This window comes from Pseudomonas sp. SF2 (assembly GCF_036858055.1).
Taxonomy (GTDB): Bacteria; Pseudomonadota; Gammaproteobacteria; order Pseudomonadales; family Pseudomonadaceae; genus Aquipseudomonas.
Genome location: NZ_JAMBDI010000028.1, coordinates 1 through 16,274, shown reverse-complemented (window position 1 = coordinate 16,274; position 16,274 = coordinate 1). Strand labels below are relative to the sequence as shown.

Here is a 16,274-nt window from a genome sequence, read left to right as displayed (position 1 = left end):
CGCACTGACATCGCCGGGGCCGCGTTGCGGGCCTATCGCGGCACAAGGCCGCCCCTGCAAAAGTCCGCGCGAAGGCTTGTATCAGGCTGTTGCCAGTGCCGGGTAGTCGGTCAGGCCATGGGCATCACCGCCAAACAACGTAGCCCGTTCGTGTTCCGCCAAGGGCGCATTCAGCTTCAGCCGTGCCGGCAGATCCGGGTTGGCCACGAATGGCCGGCCAAAACCGATCAGGTCAGCCCAGCCCTCCTCCAGCGCACGCCGTGCACGTTCGCCGGTGTACTTGCCGGCATACACCATCACCCCGGGGAACACCGCCCGCAGTTGTTGCTTGAAGTCCACCGGCATGTCCGGCGCGTCATCCCAGTCGGCTTCGGCAATGTGCAGGTAGCCGATGCCGATTTCGCCCAGGCGCTGGGCCGCTGCGGTATAGGTGGTGACCGGGTCGGCATCGACACAACCATTGAGGGTGGTCAGTGGGGCCAGGCGTACGCCTACGCGCTGGGCGTCACCTGTGCCTTCGACCAGCGCGCGGGTGACCTGGTCGAGGAAACGCAGGCGGTTTTCCAGCGAGCCGCCGTAGCGGTCGGTGCGGTCGTTGGCACCAGAATCGAGGAACTGGTTGACCAGGTAACCGTTGGCCGCGTGTAACTCGACACCGTCAAAACCGGCCGCCATGGCATTGCGCGCGGCCTGGCGGTACTGCTCGATGATCTCGGCAATTTCCGCTTCGCTCAACGCGCGCGGTTTGGAGGCCTGGACAAAGCCTGGGGTGCCGTCGGCATTGTCGATGAACACATTCACACCTTCGGCTTGCATCGCCGAGGACGACACCGGTGCCTGGCCGCCGAGCAGGCTGCTGTGGCTGAGGCGGCCGACGTGCCAGAGCTGGGCAAAGATACGCCCGCCCGCGGCATGCACCGCTTCGGTGACCAGGCGCCAGCCGTCAATTTGCGCCTGGGTGTGAATACCCGGGGTACGGGCGTAACCCTTGCCCAGCGGCGAGATCCAGGTGCCTTCACTGACGATCAGCCCGGCACTGGCGCGTTGTGCGTAGTACTCGGCCATCAGCGCGGTCGGTACATCGCCAGGCTGGGCGGCGCGGGAGCGGGTCATCGGCGGCATCAGTACGCGGTTGGGCAGGTTCAGGGCGCCGAGTTGCAGGGGTTGGAACAGCGGATCTTGAGTCATGGCGAGCATCTCCGTAAGTCGAATCAGGGGTCAGGCGCGGCTGACGACAGGTTGTGGCTGGGCAGGCACGCGGCGGTCGAGACGGCCGCTGTACAGGGTCAGGGCCAGGGCACCGAGGGTGACCAGTGCGGCGATCCAGGGGGTGTGGCCGAGGCCGAGTTGCTGCACCACCTGGGCACCGCCCCAGGAACCACCGGCCACACCCAGGTTGAAGGCGGCGATGTTGAAACCGGCGGCCACGTCGACGGCATCGGGGGCGACCTTTTCCGCCTGCTGCACTACGTACACCTGCAGGCCCGGCACATTGCCGAAGGCCACTGCGCCCCAGGCCAGCACGGTCACTACCACCAGCACCGGATGCGGCGCGGTGAAGGTCAGCGCGAGCAGCACCATGGCCAGCAGCAGGAAGATGATCGACAGTGCCTTGACCGGGCCTTTGCGGTCGGCCAGGCGGCCGCCCCAGATGTTGCCCAGGGCAACCGATACGCCGTAGGCGAGCAGCACCAGGGCGACGCTGTTGGCGCCGAAGCCGGCGATGTCCTGCAGGATCGGGGCAAGGAAGGTGAAGGCGATCAGCGAGCCGCCGTAACCCACGGCGGTCATGGCATACACCAGCAGCAGGCGCGGTTGCAGCATCACCCGCAATTGGCGCAGCAGCGGTGCCGGCTGGCTGTGCTGGATGCGCTTGGGCACGAACAGCAGCGCGCCGAGCAGCGCCACCAGGCCGAACGCGGCCACCACCAGGAAGGTCACGCGCCAGCCGAAGTGCTGGCCGATGAAGGTACCCAGCGGAATGCCGGTGACGAAGGCCACGGTCATGCCACTGAACATGGTGGCGATGGCGCTGGCGGCTTTTTCTTTCGGCACCAGGCTGGTGGCGATGATCGAGCCGACCGAGAAGAACACCCCGTGGGCCAGGCCGGTGAGGATGCGCGCCATGATCAGCGATTCGTAGCTGGGCGCCTGCCAGGCCACCAGGTTACCGGCGGTGAACAGCGCCATCAGGCCGACCAGCAACAGCTTGCGCGGTACGCGGCCGGTCATGGCGGTGAGCAGGGGTGCGCCGATGGCGACGCTGAGGGCGTAAAGGCTGACCAGCAGGCCGGCCGAAGGCAGGGTGACCGCCAGGTCATTGGCGATGGTCGGGATGAGGCCGACGATCACGAACTCCGTGGTGCCGATGGCGAAGGCCGCCAAGGTCAGGGCTAACAAGGCGAGAGGCATTTGAGAATCACCTGTGGAAGGTTGGGATGGGTGAATTCTCGGGGGGCGCGGGATGGGAAAAAGACGGGGGCGGGACAATGAGTTTTGCCTCTGAAGCAAAGGTGGTGGTCGGGCTGTTGCGAAAGGATCAAGCTTTTGTGGGGCCTGGACAGATGCATTCGCGGGCACGCCCGCTCCCACAGGTACTGCGCTGCATTTGAAACAGCGCGGTACCTGTGGGAGCGGGCGTGCCCGCGAATGGAGGGCAAAGCCCTCCCCTTGCGTTGAACACCGCCAAGTCCTGGTCGGCATGCTCAACCGACGAAGCGAGCGCATCCATGGCTGGCCAGATCGAGACCGCCAAAGTCATAATCATCAACAGTTAAGTCCCCGGAGGTCTCATGCAAGATCTACGTCAGTTGCGCTACTTCGTAGCCGTCGCCGAATGCGAGAACGTCGGCCGGGCCGCCGAGCAGCTGCATATTTCCCAATCTCCCCTCAGCCGGCAGATCGCCCAGCTGGAGGACAACCTGGGCCTGGCCCTGTTCGAACGGCGCAACCAGCGCCTGTACCTGACCAGGGACGGGCGCACCTTCCTGGCCGAGGCACGTGGCCTGCTCAAGCATGCCGAGCGCCTGGAATCGCTGGGCAAGCGCCTGGGCCGCGGCGAGGAAGGCGGGCTGTGCATCGGTTACATCAACCACGCCATCCATGCCGGCGTGCTGCCTGGCGCGGTGCGGGCCATTCGTGGCGAGCGCCCGAACATTCACATTGCGCTGTACAACATGACCCCCAACGAGCAGTTCGAAGGCCTGCGTCAGCGCAGCCTGGACATTGCCCTGGTCTGCGAGCCGCCGCCAAAGAACGACCCCGACCTGCGCGGCCAGCCGGTACTGGACGACCCGTTGTTGCTGGCCATCCCGGCCGCGCACCCGCTGGCCAGCAAGGCTCGGCTGACCCCCGCCGACCTGCATGAGCAGGAATGGATCATCACCGGTGGCCAGCCCGACCAGGTCAACAAGCGCGACGATTTCATTGCCCGTTGTGGTGATGCCGGTTTCACCCCGCGCCTGTCGCTGGAGGCTACCGACCCGCTGAGCGTACTCGGCCTGGTGTCCGCCGGCCTGGGCCTGGCCATGGTGCAAAGCAGCCTGTCGGCCAGCGCCGGGCCAACCGTGGTGCTGCGCAAGCTGGACTGGTTCCAGCCCAGCGAGCAGTTGTGGGCGGTCTGGCACCAGGTCGACTTGCGGCCAATCGTGGGCATTTTCCGTGAGCAGGTGCTGGCATTGGCCGAGGAAGGGCTTGATAAGTCCATGTAGGTCTTAACTCAGTCGAATTACGTCTTTTACAGTCTGACTGCGCTTCACTAGGATGGCTCCTATCGATGCAACCCAACCACAGGAGCCATTCCATGAACATCGACCTCGGCGGACGCACCGCCATCATCAGCGGCTCGACCGGCGGTATTGGCCTGGCTATCGCCCGCGGCCTGGCCCGCGCAAACGCCGACGTAGTCATTGCCGGCCGCAGCCAGAAGTCGCTGGATGCCGCCCTGGCCGAACTGCGCGAGCAAGGTGGGAGTGGGCAGATCCACGGCGTGGTCGCCGACCTGGGCACCGCCGCCGGTGCCGACACCCTGTTCGCCGCCCACCCACGGGCCGACATTCTGGTCAACAACCTGGGCATCTACGACGACGTCGACTTCTTCGACGTGGCCGACAGCGAGTGGACGCGCTTCTACGACACCAACGTGCTGAGCGGCGTGCGTCTGGCCCGTCACTATGCCCCGGGCATGGTCGAGAAAGGTTGGGGGCGGATCCTGTTCATCTCCTCGGAATCGGGCATCGCCATCCCTGCCGACATGATCAACTACGGCGTCACCAAGGCTGCCAACCTGGCGGTATCGCATGGCCTGGCCAAGCGCCTGGCCGGCACCGGGGTAACCGTGAACGCAGTACTGCCCGGCCCAACCCTGACCGACGGCGTGGCTGCGCTGGTAGCCGATGCAGCCCAGGCGTCCGGGCGCAGCATTCGTGAAGAAGCCGACAACTTCGTGCGTACCGCACGGCCGAGCTCGATCATCCAGCGCGCCGCCGATGTCGACGAAGTCGCCCACCTGGCGGTGTACCTCGCCTCCCCTTACTCCTCCGCCACCACCGGCGCAGCGCTGCGGGTCGACGGCGGCGTGGTCGACAGCCTGGCTATCTGAATTCAACCCCGGCTACCCATCCACCGAAGCGCTGTTCAAGGCCCTCGGCGTAAGCGGCGTGTTCGACTACCACGACGCCGACTGGCAGAACCAACTGCAGGCCGCCCTGGGCGAGCGCCCGCTGCATGCCCTGTTCGACACCGTCAGCGGCGCCTATGCCGGCAGCCTTGCCTACCTGCTCGGCTACAACGGCCACCTCGTGTGCATCCAGGACCGCCAGGAAACCGCACCAACGCCCGCCTTCAGCACGGCAATCTCGCTGCATGAAGTGGCGCTCAACAGCATTCATGCCCACGGCCGGCTGGCGGATCGCCAGGCCCTGCGCGTGGCCGGTGAACGACTGCTGCAGGCCGTCGCCGATGGCCGCCTGATCGCGCCACAGCGCCGAGAGTTCGCCTTCTCGGCATTGCCACAGGCTCTGCAGCAGCTGAAAGAAGGCCAAGGCGCAGGCAAATGGGTGACACGCCTCGACTAACAGCCGTCTGCGAGAACTTGGATCCCATTCCGTGACAAGGTATGCTGACCGATAGCTAAACGCCACTACTCAGGCAGGCTTCGTGCCTGCCTTCAAGGACGAGCCCTTTGCCCAGCCACCCTACCCGTCACACCATCGCCCGCCAGTGGCAGTTGCTCAAGCTGCTGCCCGGCCGTCACCCAGGGATGAGTTCCACCCAGCTGCAGGCGGCCCTGACAACCGTTGGCCATATCACCAGCAAACGCACCGTCGAACGCGATCTGGTCGAACTCGCGGCGCTGTTCCCGCTGCAGTGCAACAGCAAAGGCATGCCCTACGGCTGGTACTGGCAACCGGGCCTGAGCCTGGGTGAAGCGCAGCAGCTGCAGCCCGATGCGCTCACACCCCCGGAACAGGTTGAGTTGCACGCCTGGGTCGATGCTGCGCTGGCCAGGCGCCTGGAAGCGTCGCCACTGTCGGCAGATATGCAACTGACGCCGCAAGCGGACGGCGGCGCCACGCTGGTCGCCACCGTCGACGACAACCGCGCGCTGATGGGCTGGCTGCTGTCCCAGGCCGGCTCGATCCGCGTGCAGGCGCCGCAGGCACTGCGCCAGGCCATGCTCGAACAGTTGCGCCAGAGCCTGGCGCTGCACGAGAGTGGTTGTTGATCGGCAAGCAAAAGTCATTGTCCCCCGGGCCGCTTTTTCCCATAGCGGGCCCTGCGCAGAATCTGCTCCTGACAACGCCTCACCATCAGGAGTACCCGATGAAACGCTTCAAGCCCCTGCTGCTCGCCGTCGCCCTGGCGACCACTGCCCAGGCCACCCTGGCCGCCGACTGGCAGACCTCGCCCTACGGCAAACAGGATGAAGTCGGCGCCGCCAACCTGCTCACCCCCGAAGTGGTCAGGCAGGCGGTCGGCCTGGTCAAGACCGGCAAGACCTACCCGCTGGCCGTGCCGGTGAGCAAGGACCTGCCAGCCTTCCGCCACCGCAGCTTCCACCTGTACAACATCCAGCCCGGCGAGCAGGCTGGCCAGACCCTGGGCCGCAACAAGTTCACGTTCAACGATGAACTGGTCAACGGTTGGACCGGCGTCGGCACCCAGCTCAACGGCATCGGCCACATCGGTATCGACAACGTCTACTACAACGGCAACAAGGCTGCCGACTTCGTCACCGTCGAAGGCGTGACCAAGCTGGGTGTGGAGAAAGTACCGCCCATGGTCACCCGCGGCGTGGTGCTGGACATGACCGCTCACTACGGCAAAGCCATCGTGCCGGGCGGCACCTCGATCACCGTCGATGACATCAAGGCCGTGCTGAAGAAAGAAGGCATTACCCTGCGCAAGGGTGACGTGGTGCTGTTCAACACCGGTTGGCTGGAACTGATCGGCAAGGACAACCAGCAGTTCCTCGCCACCGAACCGGGCATCGACCTGCCGGCGGCCGAGTGGCTGGCGGACCAGGGCATCGTTGCCTTTGGTGGCGACACCTGGGCGTCGGAGGTGTACCCCAACCCGACCGGTGAAGAATTCCCGGTCAACCAGTTCATGCTGGCCAAGCGTGGCATCTACAACCTCGAGCTGATCGACACCCGAGCGCTGGTGAAGGACAAGGCGTTCGAGTTCCTGTTCGTGCTTGGGCAGCCGCTGTACAAGGGCTCGACCCAGGTGAACATCAACCCCGTAGCGATTCACTGATCGCCGCACCTCAATGCTGACGCGGTACCCGTGGGAGCGGGTTTACCCGCNNCGAAGCCGGTGCCATACACCGTGTCGCCTCCTTCGCGGGTAAACCCGCTCCCACAAGGGCCTGCATTTTGTTTCGAATGACAGTTCAGTCAGGCGATTCAGAAGGTACCGGGATACGCCCCGCCATCGATCAGCAGGTTCTGCCCGGTGATGTACCCGGCATGCGCACTGCACAGGAACGCGCAGTAGGCGCCGAACTCATCGGCACTACCAAAGCGCGCCGCCGGGATAGCCTTGCGCCGGGACTGTGCGGTGGCTTCTACATCGCCACCTGCCGCCTTCAAGGTCTTCTGCAGGCGCGCTGTGTCGAACGCCCCCGGCAGCAGATTATTCAGCGTCACGTTACTGCCCGCCAGGCGCTGCTGACGGGCCAGGCCGGCGATGAAGCCGGTCAGGCCACTGCGTGCGCCATTGGACAAGCCAAGAATATCGATCGGCGCCTTCACCGCACCGGAGGTGATGTTCACCACCCGGCCGAACCCGCGCTCGGCCATGCCATCGACCACCGCCTTGATCAGCTCGATGGGGGTAAGCATGTTGGCGTCCAGTGCCTTCAGCCAGTCCTCACGCCCCCAGTCACGGAAGTCACCCGGTGGCGGGCCTCCGGCGTTGTTGACCAGGATATCCACCTGCGGGCAGGCTGCCAGCAGCGCCTGGCGCACCTCGGCGTCGGCGACATCCCCGGCCACGGTGCGCACCTCGATGCCCGGGCAGGCCGCGCGCAACTCGGCAGCGGTCTGCTCCAGGGTGGCCTGGGTGCGGGCATTGATGACCAGGTTGACGCCTTCTTTGCCCAGCGCTTCGGCGCAGCCTTTGCCCAGGCCCTGGCTGGCCGCGCAGACGATGGCCCAGCGGCCCGTAATGCCTAGATCCATTGGGTTGCTCCTTGATGCAATGCAGTTACAGGGTCACTGGATCGGCGAAAACGCGGCAGGCATCAACAACTTCGATTCCATCCGCACCAGCATCGGGAAGGCCACGGGGATGAAGCGCTCCAGCCAGTCCGCATCGCGGTACAGGGCGGCGCGGCGCTCGATGCGGTCGTCAAGGCTCTCGTAGGCCCAGATGTGCACCACCTGGTTCAGTTCGCCAATCTCGGTATACCACCAGCCCACCAGCTTGGCGTAGCGTGAGATCACCGGCAAGCCTTCCTTTTCGAAGTGCTCCAGGTATTGCTTCATCTTGCCGATGTGCAGGGTGTAGGTACGCATTTCATAGAACATGGTCGTGGTTCCGCTAAAGGTTCAGAGGTTGCCGTGGTAGGCGTCGGTGATCAGGCGCTCGACATCGCGCGCCGTGGTCAGGCGTGGGTTGACCAGCACGTTGCCGCTGCGCATCGAGTCGCTGACCATCTGCGGCAGGAACTCCAGGTCCACGCCCAGTTCGCGGATGGTCGCCGGGATGCCGATGGCCTGGTTCAGGGCCACCACCGCCTCTACCGCGCGCGCCGCGGCCTGCTCCACGCTGAGCCCGGTCACATCGGCGCCCAGGGCAATGGCGATGTCGCGGAAGCGCTCCGGGCAGGCCGGCAGGTTGAACTTGATCACGTAAGGCAGCAGGGCGGCGTTGGCGATGCCATGGGGAATGTTGAACACCCCACCGAAGGTATGGGAAATGGCATGCACGTTGCCCAGCCTGGATTGCGAGAACGCCACCCCGGCCAGGAACGAGCCGAGCAGCATCTGCTCGCGGGCGTCCATGTCGGTGCCGACGAAGTAGGTTTTTTCCAGGCTGCCGGCAATCATGCGAATGGCTTGCAGGGCCATGGCCTGGCTGATCGGGTTGGCCTGGCGCGACACATACGACTCGATGGCGTGGGTCAGCGCATCCATGCCGGTGGCCGCGGTGATGGCCGCGGGCAGTTTCAGGGTTAGTGCCGGGTCGAGAATGGCCAGGCGCGGGAACAGCCGCGGGCTGACGATCACCGTCTTGAACAGCGTGCGCTTGTTGGTGAACACGGTCGACGCCGTGCATTCGCTGCCGGTACCGGAGGTGGTCGGGATGGCGAAGATCGGCAGCGGTGGCTGGGTCAGTTTGTCGTAACCCTCGTAGTCGAGGATGTTGCCAGGGTTGGTGGCCATCGCCGCCACGCCCTTGGCGGTGTCGATGCTGCTGCCACCGCCCACGCCGATCACGGCGGTGCAGTTGCGTGTTTTCAGCAGCGCCACGGCAGCGTCCAGCACGTCGGTGCTGGGGTTGGCTTCAACGTCTGAGAACAGCTGGTAGTCGATACCCGCCTGCTCCAGCGAGGCGAAGAAACCGGCCAGGATGCCAGCGTCGATCAGGCCCTGGTCGGTGACCACCAGCAGGGGGCCGTCCAGGTACGGTTTGAGCAGCGCACCGGCCTGGTCGGCCAGGCCCGCGCCACATTTGGCAAGGGTGGGGAAATGGAACTGGAATGGGCTCATGAGGTGTCCTCAGGCAACTGCGTTGTTCTTGTTGTGCCCGCCGTGACGCTGGCGGGCCGTGCCGGGGCAATCTAGAGCGCGGGCCAGGGCCGCCGATAATGAAAAGAGCTGATCCGCNNNGCGGATCAGCTCTTTTCATTACCCGCCCCGCCGGCAGCGCTCCAACAATCGGCCTGCGTAGCTGCTACGCCTCCCGATAATCACAACAACGAGCTCCCGCGATGAAGACCATCCCCTCCCCGGCCGACCTGGCGCTGCCCGCCGCGGCCCCGATGACCACGGTGCGCTGGCGCATCTTCCTGATCCTGTTGCTGCTGACCGCAATCAACTACATCGACCGCGCCTCGCTGTCGGTGGCGCTGCCGCTGATCGCCCCCGAATTCAACCTGACACCGGCCATGGAAGGGCTGATGCTAAGTGCGTTCTTCTGGTCGTATGCCTTGATGCAGATCCCTGGCGGCCTGCTGCTGGACCGCTTCCACACCCGCGGCATCATTGGCGCGGCAACCGTGGCCTGGGGCCTGTTCCAGGCGCTGGGCGCGGCCTCGCACAACTGGCTGGTACTGCTACTGACGCGCATCGGCCTGGGCGTGGCCGAGTCGCCGATCATGCCCGCCGGGGCCAAGCTCAATGGTGCCTGGCTGACGCCCAACGAACGTGGCCGTGGCGCAGTGCTGGTGGACGGCGGCGCGCCGCTGGGCAGTGCCCTGGGGGCGATCCTGATTTCCGGGTTGATTGCCTGGCTGGGCTCTTGGCGATTGGCCTTCGTGGTGGCGGGGGTCGGTACCGTACTGGCCGGCATCCTGGCGTGGAAGTACATCCGCAACCACCCCAGCGAGCACCCAGGGGTGAACGAGGCCGAGCTGCGCCACATCACCGAAGGCAACGCCAGCGCCCATGCCGCGGCAGCCAAGGCCAGCCTGCCGCTGCGCGAGCTGCTCAAGGACCGTTCGATCTTTGCCATGTTCGCCGGCTACAGCTGCATCCTGGCGGTGTTCTACGGGCTGCTGACCTGGATGCCAAGCTACCTGCACAAGGCCCACGGCCTGAACATCTCGGCCATGGGTGGGGCGACCTTCCTGATCTTCATGTGCGGGTTTGTCGGCGAGCTGATCGGCGGCTGGATCGGTGACCGCTGGCGGGCCAGCGGTGCCTCGCCGAACCTGGTGATGCGCACCCTGTTCAGCGGTTCGGCGCTGGTGGCGGCGGTGTGCATCCTGGCAGCAGCCTATGTGGGCGAAACCGTCGCGGTGATCAGCCTGCTGTGCGTGGCGATGTTCTTCATCCGTTGGTGCGGGATGTACTGGTGCCTGCCGGCGATCATCGGCGGGCCGTCGCGCACCGGCGTGCTGGGTGGCACCATGAACTTCTGCGGCAACATGGCCGGGGTGCTGGTACCGATCGTGATCGGGCTGATCGTGCAGTTCACCGGGGATTACTTCTTTGCGCTGATCTTCTTCGTGGTGGCGGCGGTGTTGATTGCGGTGTTTTCCAGCTTGATCGATTACCGCGAGCGGCAGTTCTGAGGTTTGGGATTGCAAGCCCCTGTAGGAGCGGGCGTGCCCGCGAAGCAGGCGACGCGGTGGATGGCACCGGCTGCGCCGGTGTTCGCGGGCGCGCCCGCTCCCACAGGGGCCGCTACAGGTTTCAACCGGCAGTCAACTCCTCTACCAGCAAGCGCGCCGCCGGTGACAGCGGCGCTGCCACCCGGTGCACGATGCCGAACGGCTCGCTCAGTGCCCGCAGCTGCACTGCCAGCGACACCAGCAAGCCGCGCTGCTCGGCAAAGGCCGCCACCGCGCTGGGGATCACCGCCACCAGCGTCGGGTCATCCTCCAGCAGCATGAAGGTGGCGAAGGTGGAGAAGGTTTCCAGCGGGTAGCGTGGCACCTCCACCCCCGCTTCGCTCAATTCACGCTCCAGCGCCTGGCGCATGGGCATGTTGGCCGGGTAGACAATCCAGCGGTACTGGCTCAGGTCGCCGACTTCCAGCGCCGCTACCCCGGCCAGCGGGTGCCGTGGGTGCGCGACCACCGCCAGCGGCTCCTGGGCCAGTTCGACAAAGGCATAGTCTGCCGCGTTGCGTCCCAGCCCTGGCCGGCAGATGGCCAGGTCCAGGCGCCCTTCATCGAGCTGGGCCAGCAGGTTGGCACTGGTGTTTTCGGCGATCTCCACCGCCAGTTGCGGCTGCCTGCTGCGCAGCCGCCCGAGGGCGCCGACCAGGGTCGGCATGGCACCCATGATGCTGCCCACCGCCAGCCGCCCGCCCTGGCCCTGGACAATGCCCAGCACCTCTTCGCGCAAGTGCCCCAGGTCGCTGTGGATCAACCGCGCATAACGCACCACGCAACGACCTACGTCATTGGCCACCAGCCCGCTGGGCAGGCGCTGGAACAACGGCACACCCAGTACCTCCTCCACCTCGCGCAAGGCCTTGGTGGCCCCGGGCTGGGAAATCGCCATGGCCTCGGCCGCCTTGTGCAGGGAGCCGCAGCGGTCCAGTTCGATGAGCAGGCGTAACTGACGCAGGCGCAGGCGGGAGAAAATGGAGTCCAGGGAAGGGATCATCGGGCAGGCTCGGCATAGGTCTTGTAATGCCGAGCACTATAGAGGGTTGTCAACGGGCGATTGTTGAGTTTGCGGCAAATGACCCTTGACCTGAAGGCACGCCCGCCGGGGTTATACCACGCGGCGCCGCGACAGGCAGGCATACCCCAGGCCCAGCACGCTGACCGCCAATACGCCCAGCAGTACCATCAGCTCACGGCTGTAGCGGGCCACCCAGGCCGGGAAGCCGATGACCTCGCGGTACACCTGCACATCGGCCTTACCATTGGCGTGACTGATGCTGACCCCGCTCTGGCGGATCTGCGAGTAGTCCGCATCGAAGTACACCCATACCTTGCACGCGCCACCCGGCTCGATGGCGGGGATATCCACTTGCATGGTGGCGGTTTCCAGGATGGTGTCGTTGCCCGCAGCGTCGCGCACCTGCACCAGGCCCTTGGCTGGCAGGCGGATTTTCACCTGACGCACCTGTGCATCACCACTGTTGCGCAATTCGATGAGCAAACCGGTGCGGTGGTCGACCAGCCCGGCCTCGAAGGGCTTGGCGAACAGTTGGGCATAGGGTGCCTGGGCCATTTCGATCAGGCGCTCGACCTGATCGTGGCTCAGCCCGCCCTCGCTGATGGTGTTGATACGCCCCTGCAACTGCTCGTACTTGAGCTGCTCGCTGGCCTTGCTGATGCGTTCGCTGAACTGGCTGGGATAGGTGAGGTAGGCATAGGTCAGCGATGCCTCCAGGCGCGGGTTGCCTCTGAGCAGCCCATAGACGGCCAGCAGAACCATCAGGCCAAGCAGCACGGCTACCAGAAGTTTCCCCACCTTGTCCCAGCTCAATGCGAACTTCCTTCTGTCGTGATTCAGACGATTCAAACTGACCAAGGGTGCCAAGTTCACGGCCCCCAGGCAAGCCTGACTAAGGCTGCTCCTCACCTGCCCGTGCCTGGCGCAACTGATGCAACTGGCCGTCGATCAACGCCTTGGCCATACCTGCCAGATAGTACGTGGCCTGCATCATCACCTTGCGGTCGCCAGGCCGGTCGATGGCCTTGCGGGTGAGTTCGGTAATGCAGCCCATGATGCTTGAGGCTTCCATCAGCGCCGTCCGCATTGGCAGCTGCGGTTTCATCTGCACCAGTTCGGCACCGCCGTTGCCAAAACGGCCCGCTGCGCGCACGACATTAAGGTTGCTGCCTTCTTTCGGAGTGTCTTTGTCCATGTCCATTCCTCGGGGTTACGAGCGTGCCGAGACTAGGGCGCTGCCTGCCCCGCCACAATCACCTTGGGGGTGGAAAGGCTTACTTTCGGAAATGGACTACAAGAATCCTACAAAGGGGACGCTCTGCCACCGGCCAGGCTCTTGACCGGCACCCGGCAGTGACGGACGATCAAGTTCCCCCACACAAGGACGAACACCATGCTACGGATACTGGGCAGAGCCTCTTCCATCAATGTACGAAAAGTCCTGTGGGCGTGCGCCGAGTTCGAGGTTCCGTTCGAGCGCGAAGACTGGGGGGCGGGCTTCAAGCCCACGGACAGCGCCGAGTTCCTTGCGTTGAACCCCAACGCCATGATCCCGGTGATCCAGGATGGCGACTTCACCCTGTGGGAATCCAACAGCATCATCCGCTACCTGGCCACGCGCTACGGCGCCACCGCGTTCTACCCGGGCGAAGCGCAGGCGCGGGCCAGGATCGACCAGTGGATCGACTGGCAGGCCTCGGACCTCAACCGCTCCTGGAGCTACGCGTTCATGTCACTGGTCAGGCACTCGCCCGCCCACCAGGACCCTCAGGCCCTCGCCGCCGGCTGTGCGGACTGGGCGCGCTACATGCACATTCTCGACCGCCAGCTGGCGGCCACCGGTGCCTATGTGGCCGGCAGCCAGTTCACCCTGGCCGACATTCCCATCGGCCTGTCGGTCAACCGCTGGTTCGAAACACCGTTCGAGCAACCGCACCTGCCGGCCGTGCGCGACTATTACGAGCGGTTGAGCGAGCGCCCGGCCTATCACCTGCACGGCCGCAACGGTACGCCGTGATGGCAACAGATTGACAGCTAGTACAGGACCTTGGGGCTGCCTTGCAGCCCATCGCGACACAAGGCCGCTCCCACAGGGACGGTGCTCGCTTGACTTGTGGGAGCGGCCTTGCGTCGCGAAAGGGGCGCAAGGCGCCCCCAGGACCTCAGCCCGTTAAACCGCTGCCCGATCCCCCAACGCCACCGCCCGCCCACGCCAGGCAAACATCAAGACCATTACCAATCCAACCGCCGCCATCGCCGCCCCCGCCAGGGAAACCGCCGAATACCCCAGCCCGGCATTGATCACCGCCCCACCCAGCGCCGCACCAATCGCGTTACCCAGGTTGAACGCCCCAATGTTCACCGCCGACGCCAGGTTGGGCGCATCCTTGGCCGCCTCCATCACCCGCATCTGCAGCGGCGGCACCAGGGCAAAGCTGGCCGCACCCCACACCAGGATCGCCAGCGCAGTCGGCAGCGGCCAGCCCATCACCAGCGGAAACACCAGCAACACCGCAATCAGCACGGCCAGTGACAGCATCAGGGTGCGGTCGATCGAGCGGTCCGCGGCCTTGCCACCCCACACGTTGCCCAAGGTCAGGCCGACACCGAACAACACCAGCATGGCCGTGACGAAGGTGGTGGACGCGGCCGCCTCGCTCTGCAAGATCGGCGCGATATAGGTGAATACCGTGAACATCGCGCTGGAGCCCACCACGGTCAGCAGCAATGCCGCCAGCACCGGCCCGCGACCCAGCACGCGGATTTCGGCCATGGCCCCGTCACCCTTGGGCGACGGCACATGGGGCAGTGCATACCAGAGGCTTGTCATTGCCACCAGGCCGAGCCCGGCGATGCCCCAGAATGCCGTGCGCCAGCCCAGCATTTCACCGAACCAGGTCGCCAGCGGCACACCGCCGATGGTGGCCAGGGTCAACCCCATGAACATGGCGGCCACGGCCCCGGCGCGCTTCTCGGGCGGCACCACGCTGGCCGCGACGATCGAGCCGATGCCAAAGAACGCACCGTGGTTGAGCGAGGTGACCACGCGGGCGACCAGCAGGCTGGCGTAGTCGCTGGCCAGGGCCGACATCAGGTTGCCCAGGGTGAAGATGGCCATCAGGCCGATCAACAGGTAACGCCGCGGGACCTTCACCGTGGCCAGGGTCATCAGCGGTGCCCCGATCAGCACACCGATCGCATAGGCACTGACCAACAGCCCGGCAGCCGGGATTGAGACGCCAAGGTCGGTGGCGATGCTGGGCAACATGCCCATGGGGGCGAACTCGGTGACACCGATGCCAAAGGCACCGATGGCGAGTGCGACAAGCGGTGGATTGATACGCATGGCAAACTCCTTATCTGTGCTGCAAATGCTACGATCCGAAACTGAGCCGCACTAGACTGGGTTTTTGCGAACCACCTTTGCTGAAGAGGCACAAATGGACTTCAGTGGAAGATCCGGAGAGATGGAAATATTTGCCAAGGTGGCACAAGAGGGCAGCCTGTCTGCCGCCGCCCGGGCGCTGGGGCTGACGCCTTCGGCGGTCAGCCGCATCCTCGCGCGCACCGAACAGCGGCTGGGCACCCGCCTGCTGCTACGCACCACCCGGGCGATCACTCTCACGCCCGAGGGCGAAGCGTACCTGCGCGGTGCGCGGCGGGTGCTGGCCGACATGCTCGAAGTGGAAGAGGCCATCACCGACCAGGGCGTGCCACGCGGGCGCTTGCGCGTCAGCGCAGCGCTGGGCCATGGCCGGCTGACCGTGGTGCCGTTGCTGGCAGCGTTCAGCGCGCGCTACCCGCAGGTGCTGGTCGACCTTACCCTCAGTGACGAAGTGGCCGACATTCTCGGCGGCCAGGCCGACGTGGCGCTGCGCTTCGGCCACCTGCCGGACAGCTCGTTGAGCGCCCGCGCCATTGGCGAAACCGGCCAGGTGATCGTCGCCTCGCCCGCATACCTGGCGCGCTGTGGGACGCCGCTTGTGCCGGAGGACCTGGCCCGGCACAACTGCCTGCGCTTCAACTTCCGCCGCGCCGCCCCCGACTGGCCATTCCGCCGCGACGGGCAGGCGTTCTCATTGAAGGTGACGGGCAATATCGAATGCAGCAGCGGCGAAGCCCTGGCGCAGTTGGCCAGGCTCGGCGCCGGCGTAGCGCGCATCGGTACCTTTACCGTGGCCGATGACCTGGCCAGCGGTCAGCTGGTGCCGTTGCTGGAGGCGTACAACCCCGGTGATCGGGAGCCGATTCATGCAGTGTTCGTCGGCGGCCCGGCAATGCCGGCGCGGGTGCGGGTGTTCGTGGATTTTCTGGTGGAGCAACTGTCAGGCCGGAGCTGTCGCGAAGAGAACTGAATTCGCAAGCGGTGCGCGTAACCTGTGGGAGAACCGTCTTGCCCAAAATTTAAAAACATATGCAGTCACTGTGGGAGCGGGCTTGCCCGCGAACACGGGCGAAGCCCGTGCC

Annotated in this window: 17 protein-coding genes; 8 read left to right on the top strand and 9 right to left on the bottom strand. The window is 65.3% G+C overall.

Annotated elements, in window-relative coordinates:
* Positions 1-81 precede the first annotated feature (81 nt).
* Positions 82-1,188 (bottom strand): alkene reductase, encoded by a 1,107-nt coding sequence (locus tag M2S36_RS17110; protein ID WP_333957495.1) that lies wholly within the window; start codon positions 1,186-1,188, stop codon positions 82-84.
* A 30-nt stretch (positions 1,189-1,218) separates the two neighbouring features.
* Entirely contained in the window at positions 1,219-2,412 is a 1,194-nt protein-coding gene (locus M2S36_RS17105; RefSeq protein WP_333957494.1) for an MFS transporter, read from the bottom strand.
* 380 nt (positions 2,413-2,792) lie between these two features.
* Between M2S36_RS17105 and M2S36_RS17100 the strand changes: the two genes are divergently transcribed.
* The 5 genes from M2S36_RS17100 to M2S36_RS17080 all read left to right on the top strand — a co-directional run bounded on the left by M2S36_RS17100 (position 2,793) and on the right by M2S36_RS17080 (position 6,759).
* A complete protein-coding gene (locus M2S36_RS17100; RefSeq protein WP_284384605.1) occupies positions 2,793-3,710 on the top strand; it encodes a LysR family transcriptional regulator in 918 nt (305 codons plus the stop codon).
* Between the two features lie 92 nt (positions 3,711-3,802).
* Entirely contained in the window at positions 3,803-4,600 is a 798-nt protein-coding gene (locus M2S36_RS17095) for an SDR family NAD(P)-dependent oxidoreductase (protein WP_207836255.1), read from the top strand.
* Positions 4,488-5,075, top strand: a complete 588-nt coding sequence (locus M2S36_RS17090) for a zinc-binding dehydrogenase (protein WP_333957493.1) — start codon at positions 4,488-4,490, stop codon at positions 5,073-5,075. The genes M2S36_RS17095 and M2S36_RS17090 overlap by 113 nt, the downstream gene beginning before the upstream one ends.
* Before the next feature lie 107 nt (positions 5,076-5,182).
* Positions 5,183-5,725 carry a WYL domain-containing protein gene (locus tag M2S36_RS17085; protein ID WP_207836257.1) on the top strand — a complete coding sequence of 181 codons (543 nt, stop codon included), beginning with the start codon at positions 5,183-5,185 and terminating at the stop codon, positions 5,723-5,725.
* A gap of 98 nt (positions 5,726-5,823) precedes the next feature.
* Complete coding sequence (locus M2S36_RS17080) at positions 5,824-6,759, top strand: cyclase family protein (RefSeq protein WP_333957492.1); 936 nt, start codon at positions 5,824-5,826, stop codon at positions 6,757-6,759.
* Positions 6,760-6,908: 149 nt separating this feature from the next.
* On the opposite strand, the gene M2S36_RS17075 is transcribed toward M2S36_RS17080, so the two are convergent.
* Genes M2S36_RS17075 through M2S36_RS17065 form a run of 3 tightly spaced genes read right to left on the bottom strand, consistent with a single transcriptional unit; the run spans position 6,909 to position 9,218 of the window.
* Entirely contained in the window at positions 6,909-7,685 is a 777-nt protein-coding gene (locus tag M2S36_RS17075) for an SDR family oxidoreductase (RefSeq protein ID WP_207836261.1), read from the bottom strand.
* 33 nt (positions 7,686-7,718) lie between these two features.
* On the bottom strand, positions 7,719-8,033 hold the full coding sequence (locus M2S36_RS17070; protein ID WP_013972037.1) for an NIPSNAP family protein: 315 nt from the start codon (positions 8,031-8,033) through the stop codon (positions 7,719-7,721).
* A 21-nt stretch (positions 8,034-8,054) separates the two neighbouring features.
* The gene (locus tag M2S36_RS17065; RefSeq protein WP_233688000.1) at positions 8,055-9,218 is read right to left on the bottom strand and encodes an iron-containing alcohol dehydrogenase; all 1,164 of its coding nucleotides are present in this window, start codon (positions 9,216-9,218) and stop codon (positions 8,055-8,057) included.
* Positions 9,219-9,439: 221 nt separating this feature from the next.
* Between M2S36_RS17065 and M2S36_RS17060 the strand changes: the two genes are divergently transcribed.
* Entirely contained in the window at positions 9,440-10,744 is a 1,305-nt protein-coding gene (locus M2S36_RS17060) for an MFS transporter (protein ID WP_207836271.1), read from the top strand.
* 121 nt (positions 10,745-10,865) lie between these two features.
* On the opposite strand, the gene M2S36_RS17055 is transcribed toward M2S36_RS17060, so the two are convergent.
* The 3 genes from M2S36_RS17055 to M2S36_RS17045 form a co-directional block, all read right to left on the bottom strand.
* On the bottom strand, positions 10,866-11,786 hold the full coding sequence (locus M2S36_RS17055) for a LysR family transcriptional regulator (RefSeq protein WP_063913767.1): 921 nt from the start codon (positions 11,784-11,786) through the stop codon (positions 10,866-10,868).
* A 111-nt stretch (positions 11,787-11,897) separates the two neighbouring features.
* Positions 11,898-12,620: a hypothetical protein gene (locus tag M2S36_RS17050; protein WP_207836282.1), complete on the bottom strand. Its 723-nt coding sequence runs from the start codon at positions 12,618-12,620 to the stop codon at positions 11,898-11,900.
* 79 nt (positions 12,621-12,699) lie between these two features.
* Positions 12,700-13,002, bottom strand: a complete 303-nt coding sequence (locus M2S36_RS17045; RefSeq protein WP_233693556.1) for a DUF3077 domain-containing protein — start codon at positions 13,000-13,002, stop codon at positions 12,700-12,702.
* 198 nt (positions 13,003-13,200) lie between these two features.
* On the opposite strand from M2S36_RS17045, the gene M2S36_RS17040 reads away from it, so the two are divergent.
* Positions 13,201-13,824: a glutathione S-transferase family protein gene (locus M2S36_RS17040; RefSeq protein ID WP_333957491.1), complete on the top strand. Its 624-nt coding sequence runs from the start codon at positions 13,201-13,203 to the stop codon at positions 13,822-13,824.
* Between the two features lie 153 nt (positions 13,825-13,977).
* Here the strand turns inward: M2S36_RS17040 and M2S36_RS17035 are convergent, their stop codons facing one another.
* Positions 13,978-15,153, bottom strand: a complete 1,176-nt coding sequence (locus M2S36_RS17035) for an MFS transporter (RefSeq protein ID WP_233686829.1) — start codon at positions 15,151-15,153, stop codon at positions 13,978-13,980.
* 94 nt (positions 15,154-15,247) lie between these two features.
* Here M2S36_RS17035 and M2S36_RS17030 point away from each other — a divergent pair, with 94 nt between their 5' ends.
* Positions 15,248-16,162, top strand: a complete 915-nt coding sequence (locus M2S36_RS17030) for a LysR substrate-binding domain-containing protein (protein ID WP_063913773.1) — start codon at positions 15,248-15,250, stop codon at positions 16,160-16,162.
* Positions 16,163-16,274: the final 112 nt, after the last annotated feature.

What these genes read in the sequence shown, in the direction of transcription:
- M2S36_RS17110 (WP_333957495.1), bottom strand. Translation starts at nt 1,188, where the DNA reads ATGACTCAAGATCCGCTGTTCCAACCCCTGCAACTCGGCGCCCTGAAC.
- M2S36_RS17105 (WP_333957494.1), bottom strand. Translation starts at nt 2,412, where the DNA reads ATGCCTCTCGCCTTGTTAGCCCTGACCTTGGCGGCCTTCGCCATCGGC.
- M2S36_RS17100 (WP_284384605.1), top strand. Translation starts at nt 2,793, where the DNA reads ATGCAAGATCTACGTCAGTTGCGCTACTTCGTAGCCGTCGCCGAATGC.
- M2S36_RS17095 (WP_207836255.1), top strand. Translation starts at nt 3,803, where the DNA reads ATGAACATCGACCTCGGCGGACGCACCGCCATCATCAGCGGCTCGACC.
- M2S36_RS17090 (WP_333957493.1), top strand. Translation starts at nt 4,488, where the DNA reads ATGTCGACGAAGTCGCCCACCTGGCGGTGTACCTCGCCTCCCCTTACT.
- M2S36_RS17080 (WP_333957492.1), top strand. Translation starts at nt 5,824, where the DNA reads ATGAAACGCTTCAAGCCCCTGCTGCTCGCCGTCGCCCTGGCGACCACT.
- M2S36_RS17075 (WP_207836261.1), bottom strand. Translation starts at nt 7,685, where the DNA reads ATGGATCTAGGCATTACGGGCCGCTGGGCCATCGTCTGCGCGGCCAGC.
- M2S36_RS17070 (WP_013972037.1), bottom strand. Translation starts at nt 8,033, where the DNA reads ATGTTCTATGAAATGCGTACCTACACCCTGCACATCGGCAAGATGAAG.
- M2S36_RS17065 (WP_233688000.1), bottom strand. Translation starts at nt 9,218, where the DNA reads ATGAGCCCATTCCAGTTCCATTTCCCCACCCTTGCCAAATGTGGCGCG.
- M2S36_RS17060 (WP_207836271.1), top strand. Translation starts at nt 9,440, where the DNA reads ATGAAGACCATCCCCTCCCCGGCCGACCTGGCGCTGCCCGCCGCGGCC.
- M2S36_RS17055 (WP_063913767.1), bottom strand. Translation starts at nt 11,786, where the DNA reads ATGATCCCTTCCCTGGACTCCATTTTCTCCCGCCTGCGCCTGCGTCAG.
- M2S36_RS17045 (WP_233693556.1), bottom strand. Translation starts at nt 13,002, where the DNA reads ATGGACAAAGACACTCCGAAAGAAGGCAGCAACCTTAATGTCGTGCGC.
- M2S36_RS17040 (WP_333957491.1), top strand. Translation starts at nt 13,201, where the DNA reads ATGCTACGGATACTGGGCAGAGCCTCTTCCATCAATGTACGAAAAGTC.
- M2S36_RS17035 (WP_233686829.1), bottom strand. Translation starts at nt 15,153, where the DNA reads ATGCGTATCAATCCACCGCTTGTCGCACTCGCCATCGGTGCCTTTGGC.
- M2S36_RS17030 (WP_063913773.1), top strand. Translation starts at nt 15,248, where the DNA reads ATGGACTTCAGTGGAAGATCCGGAGAGATGGAAATATTTGCCAAGGTG.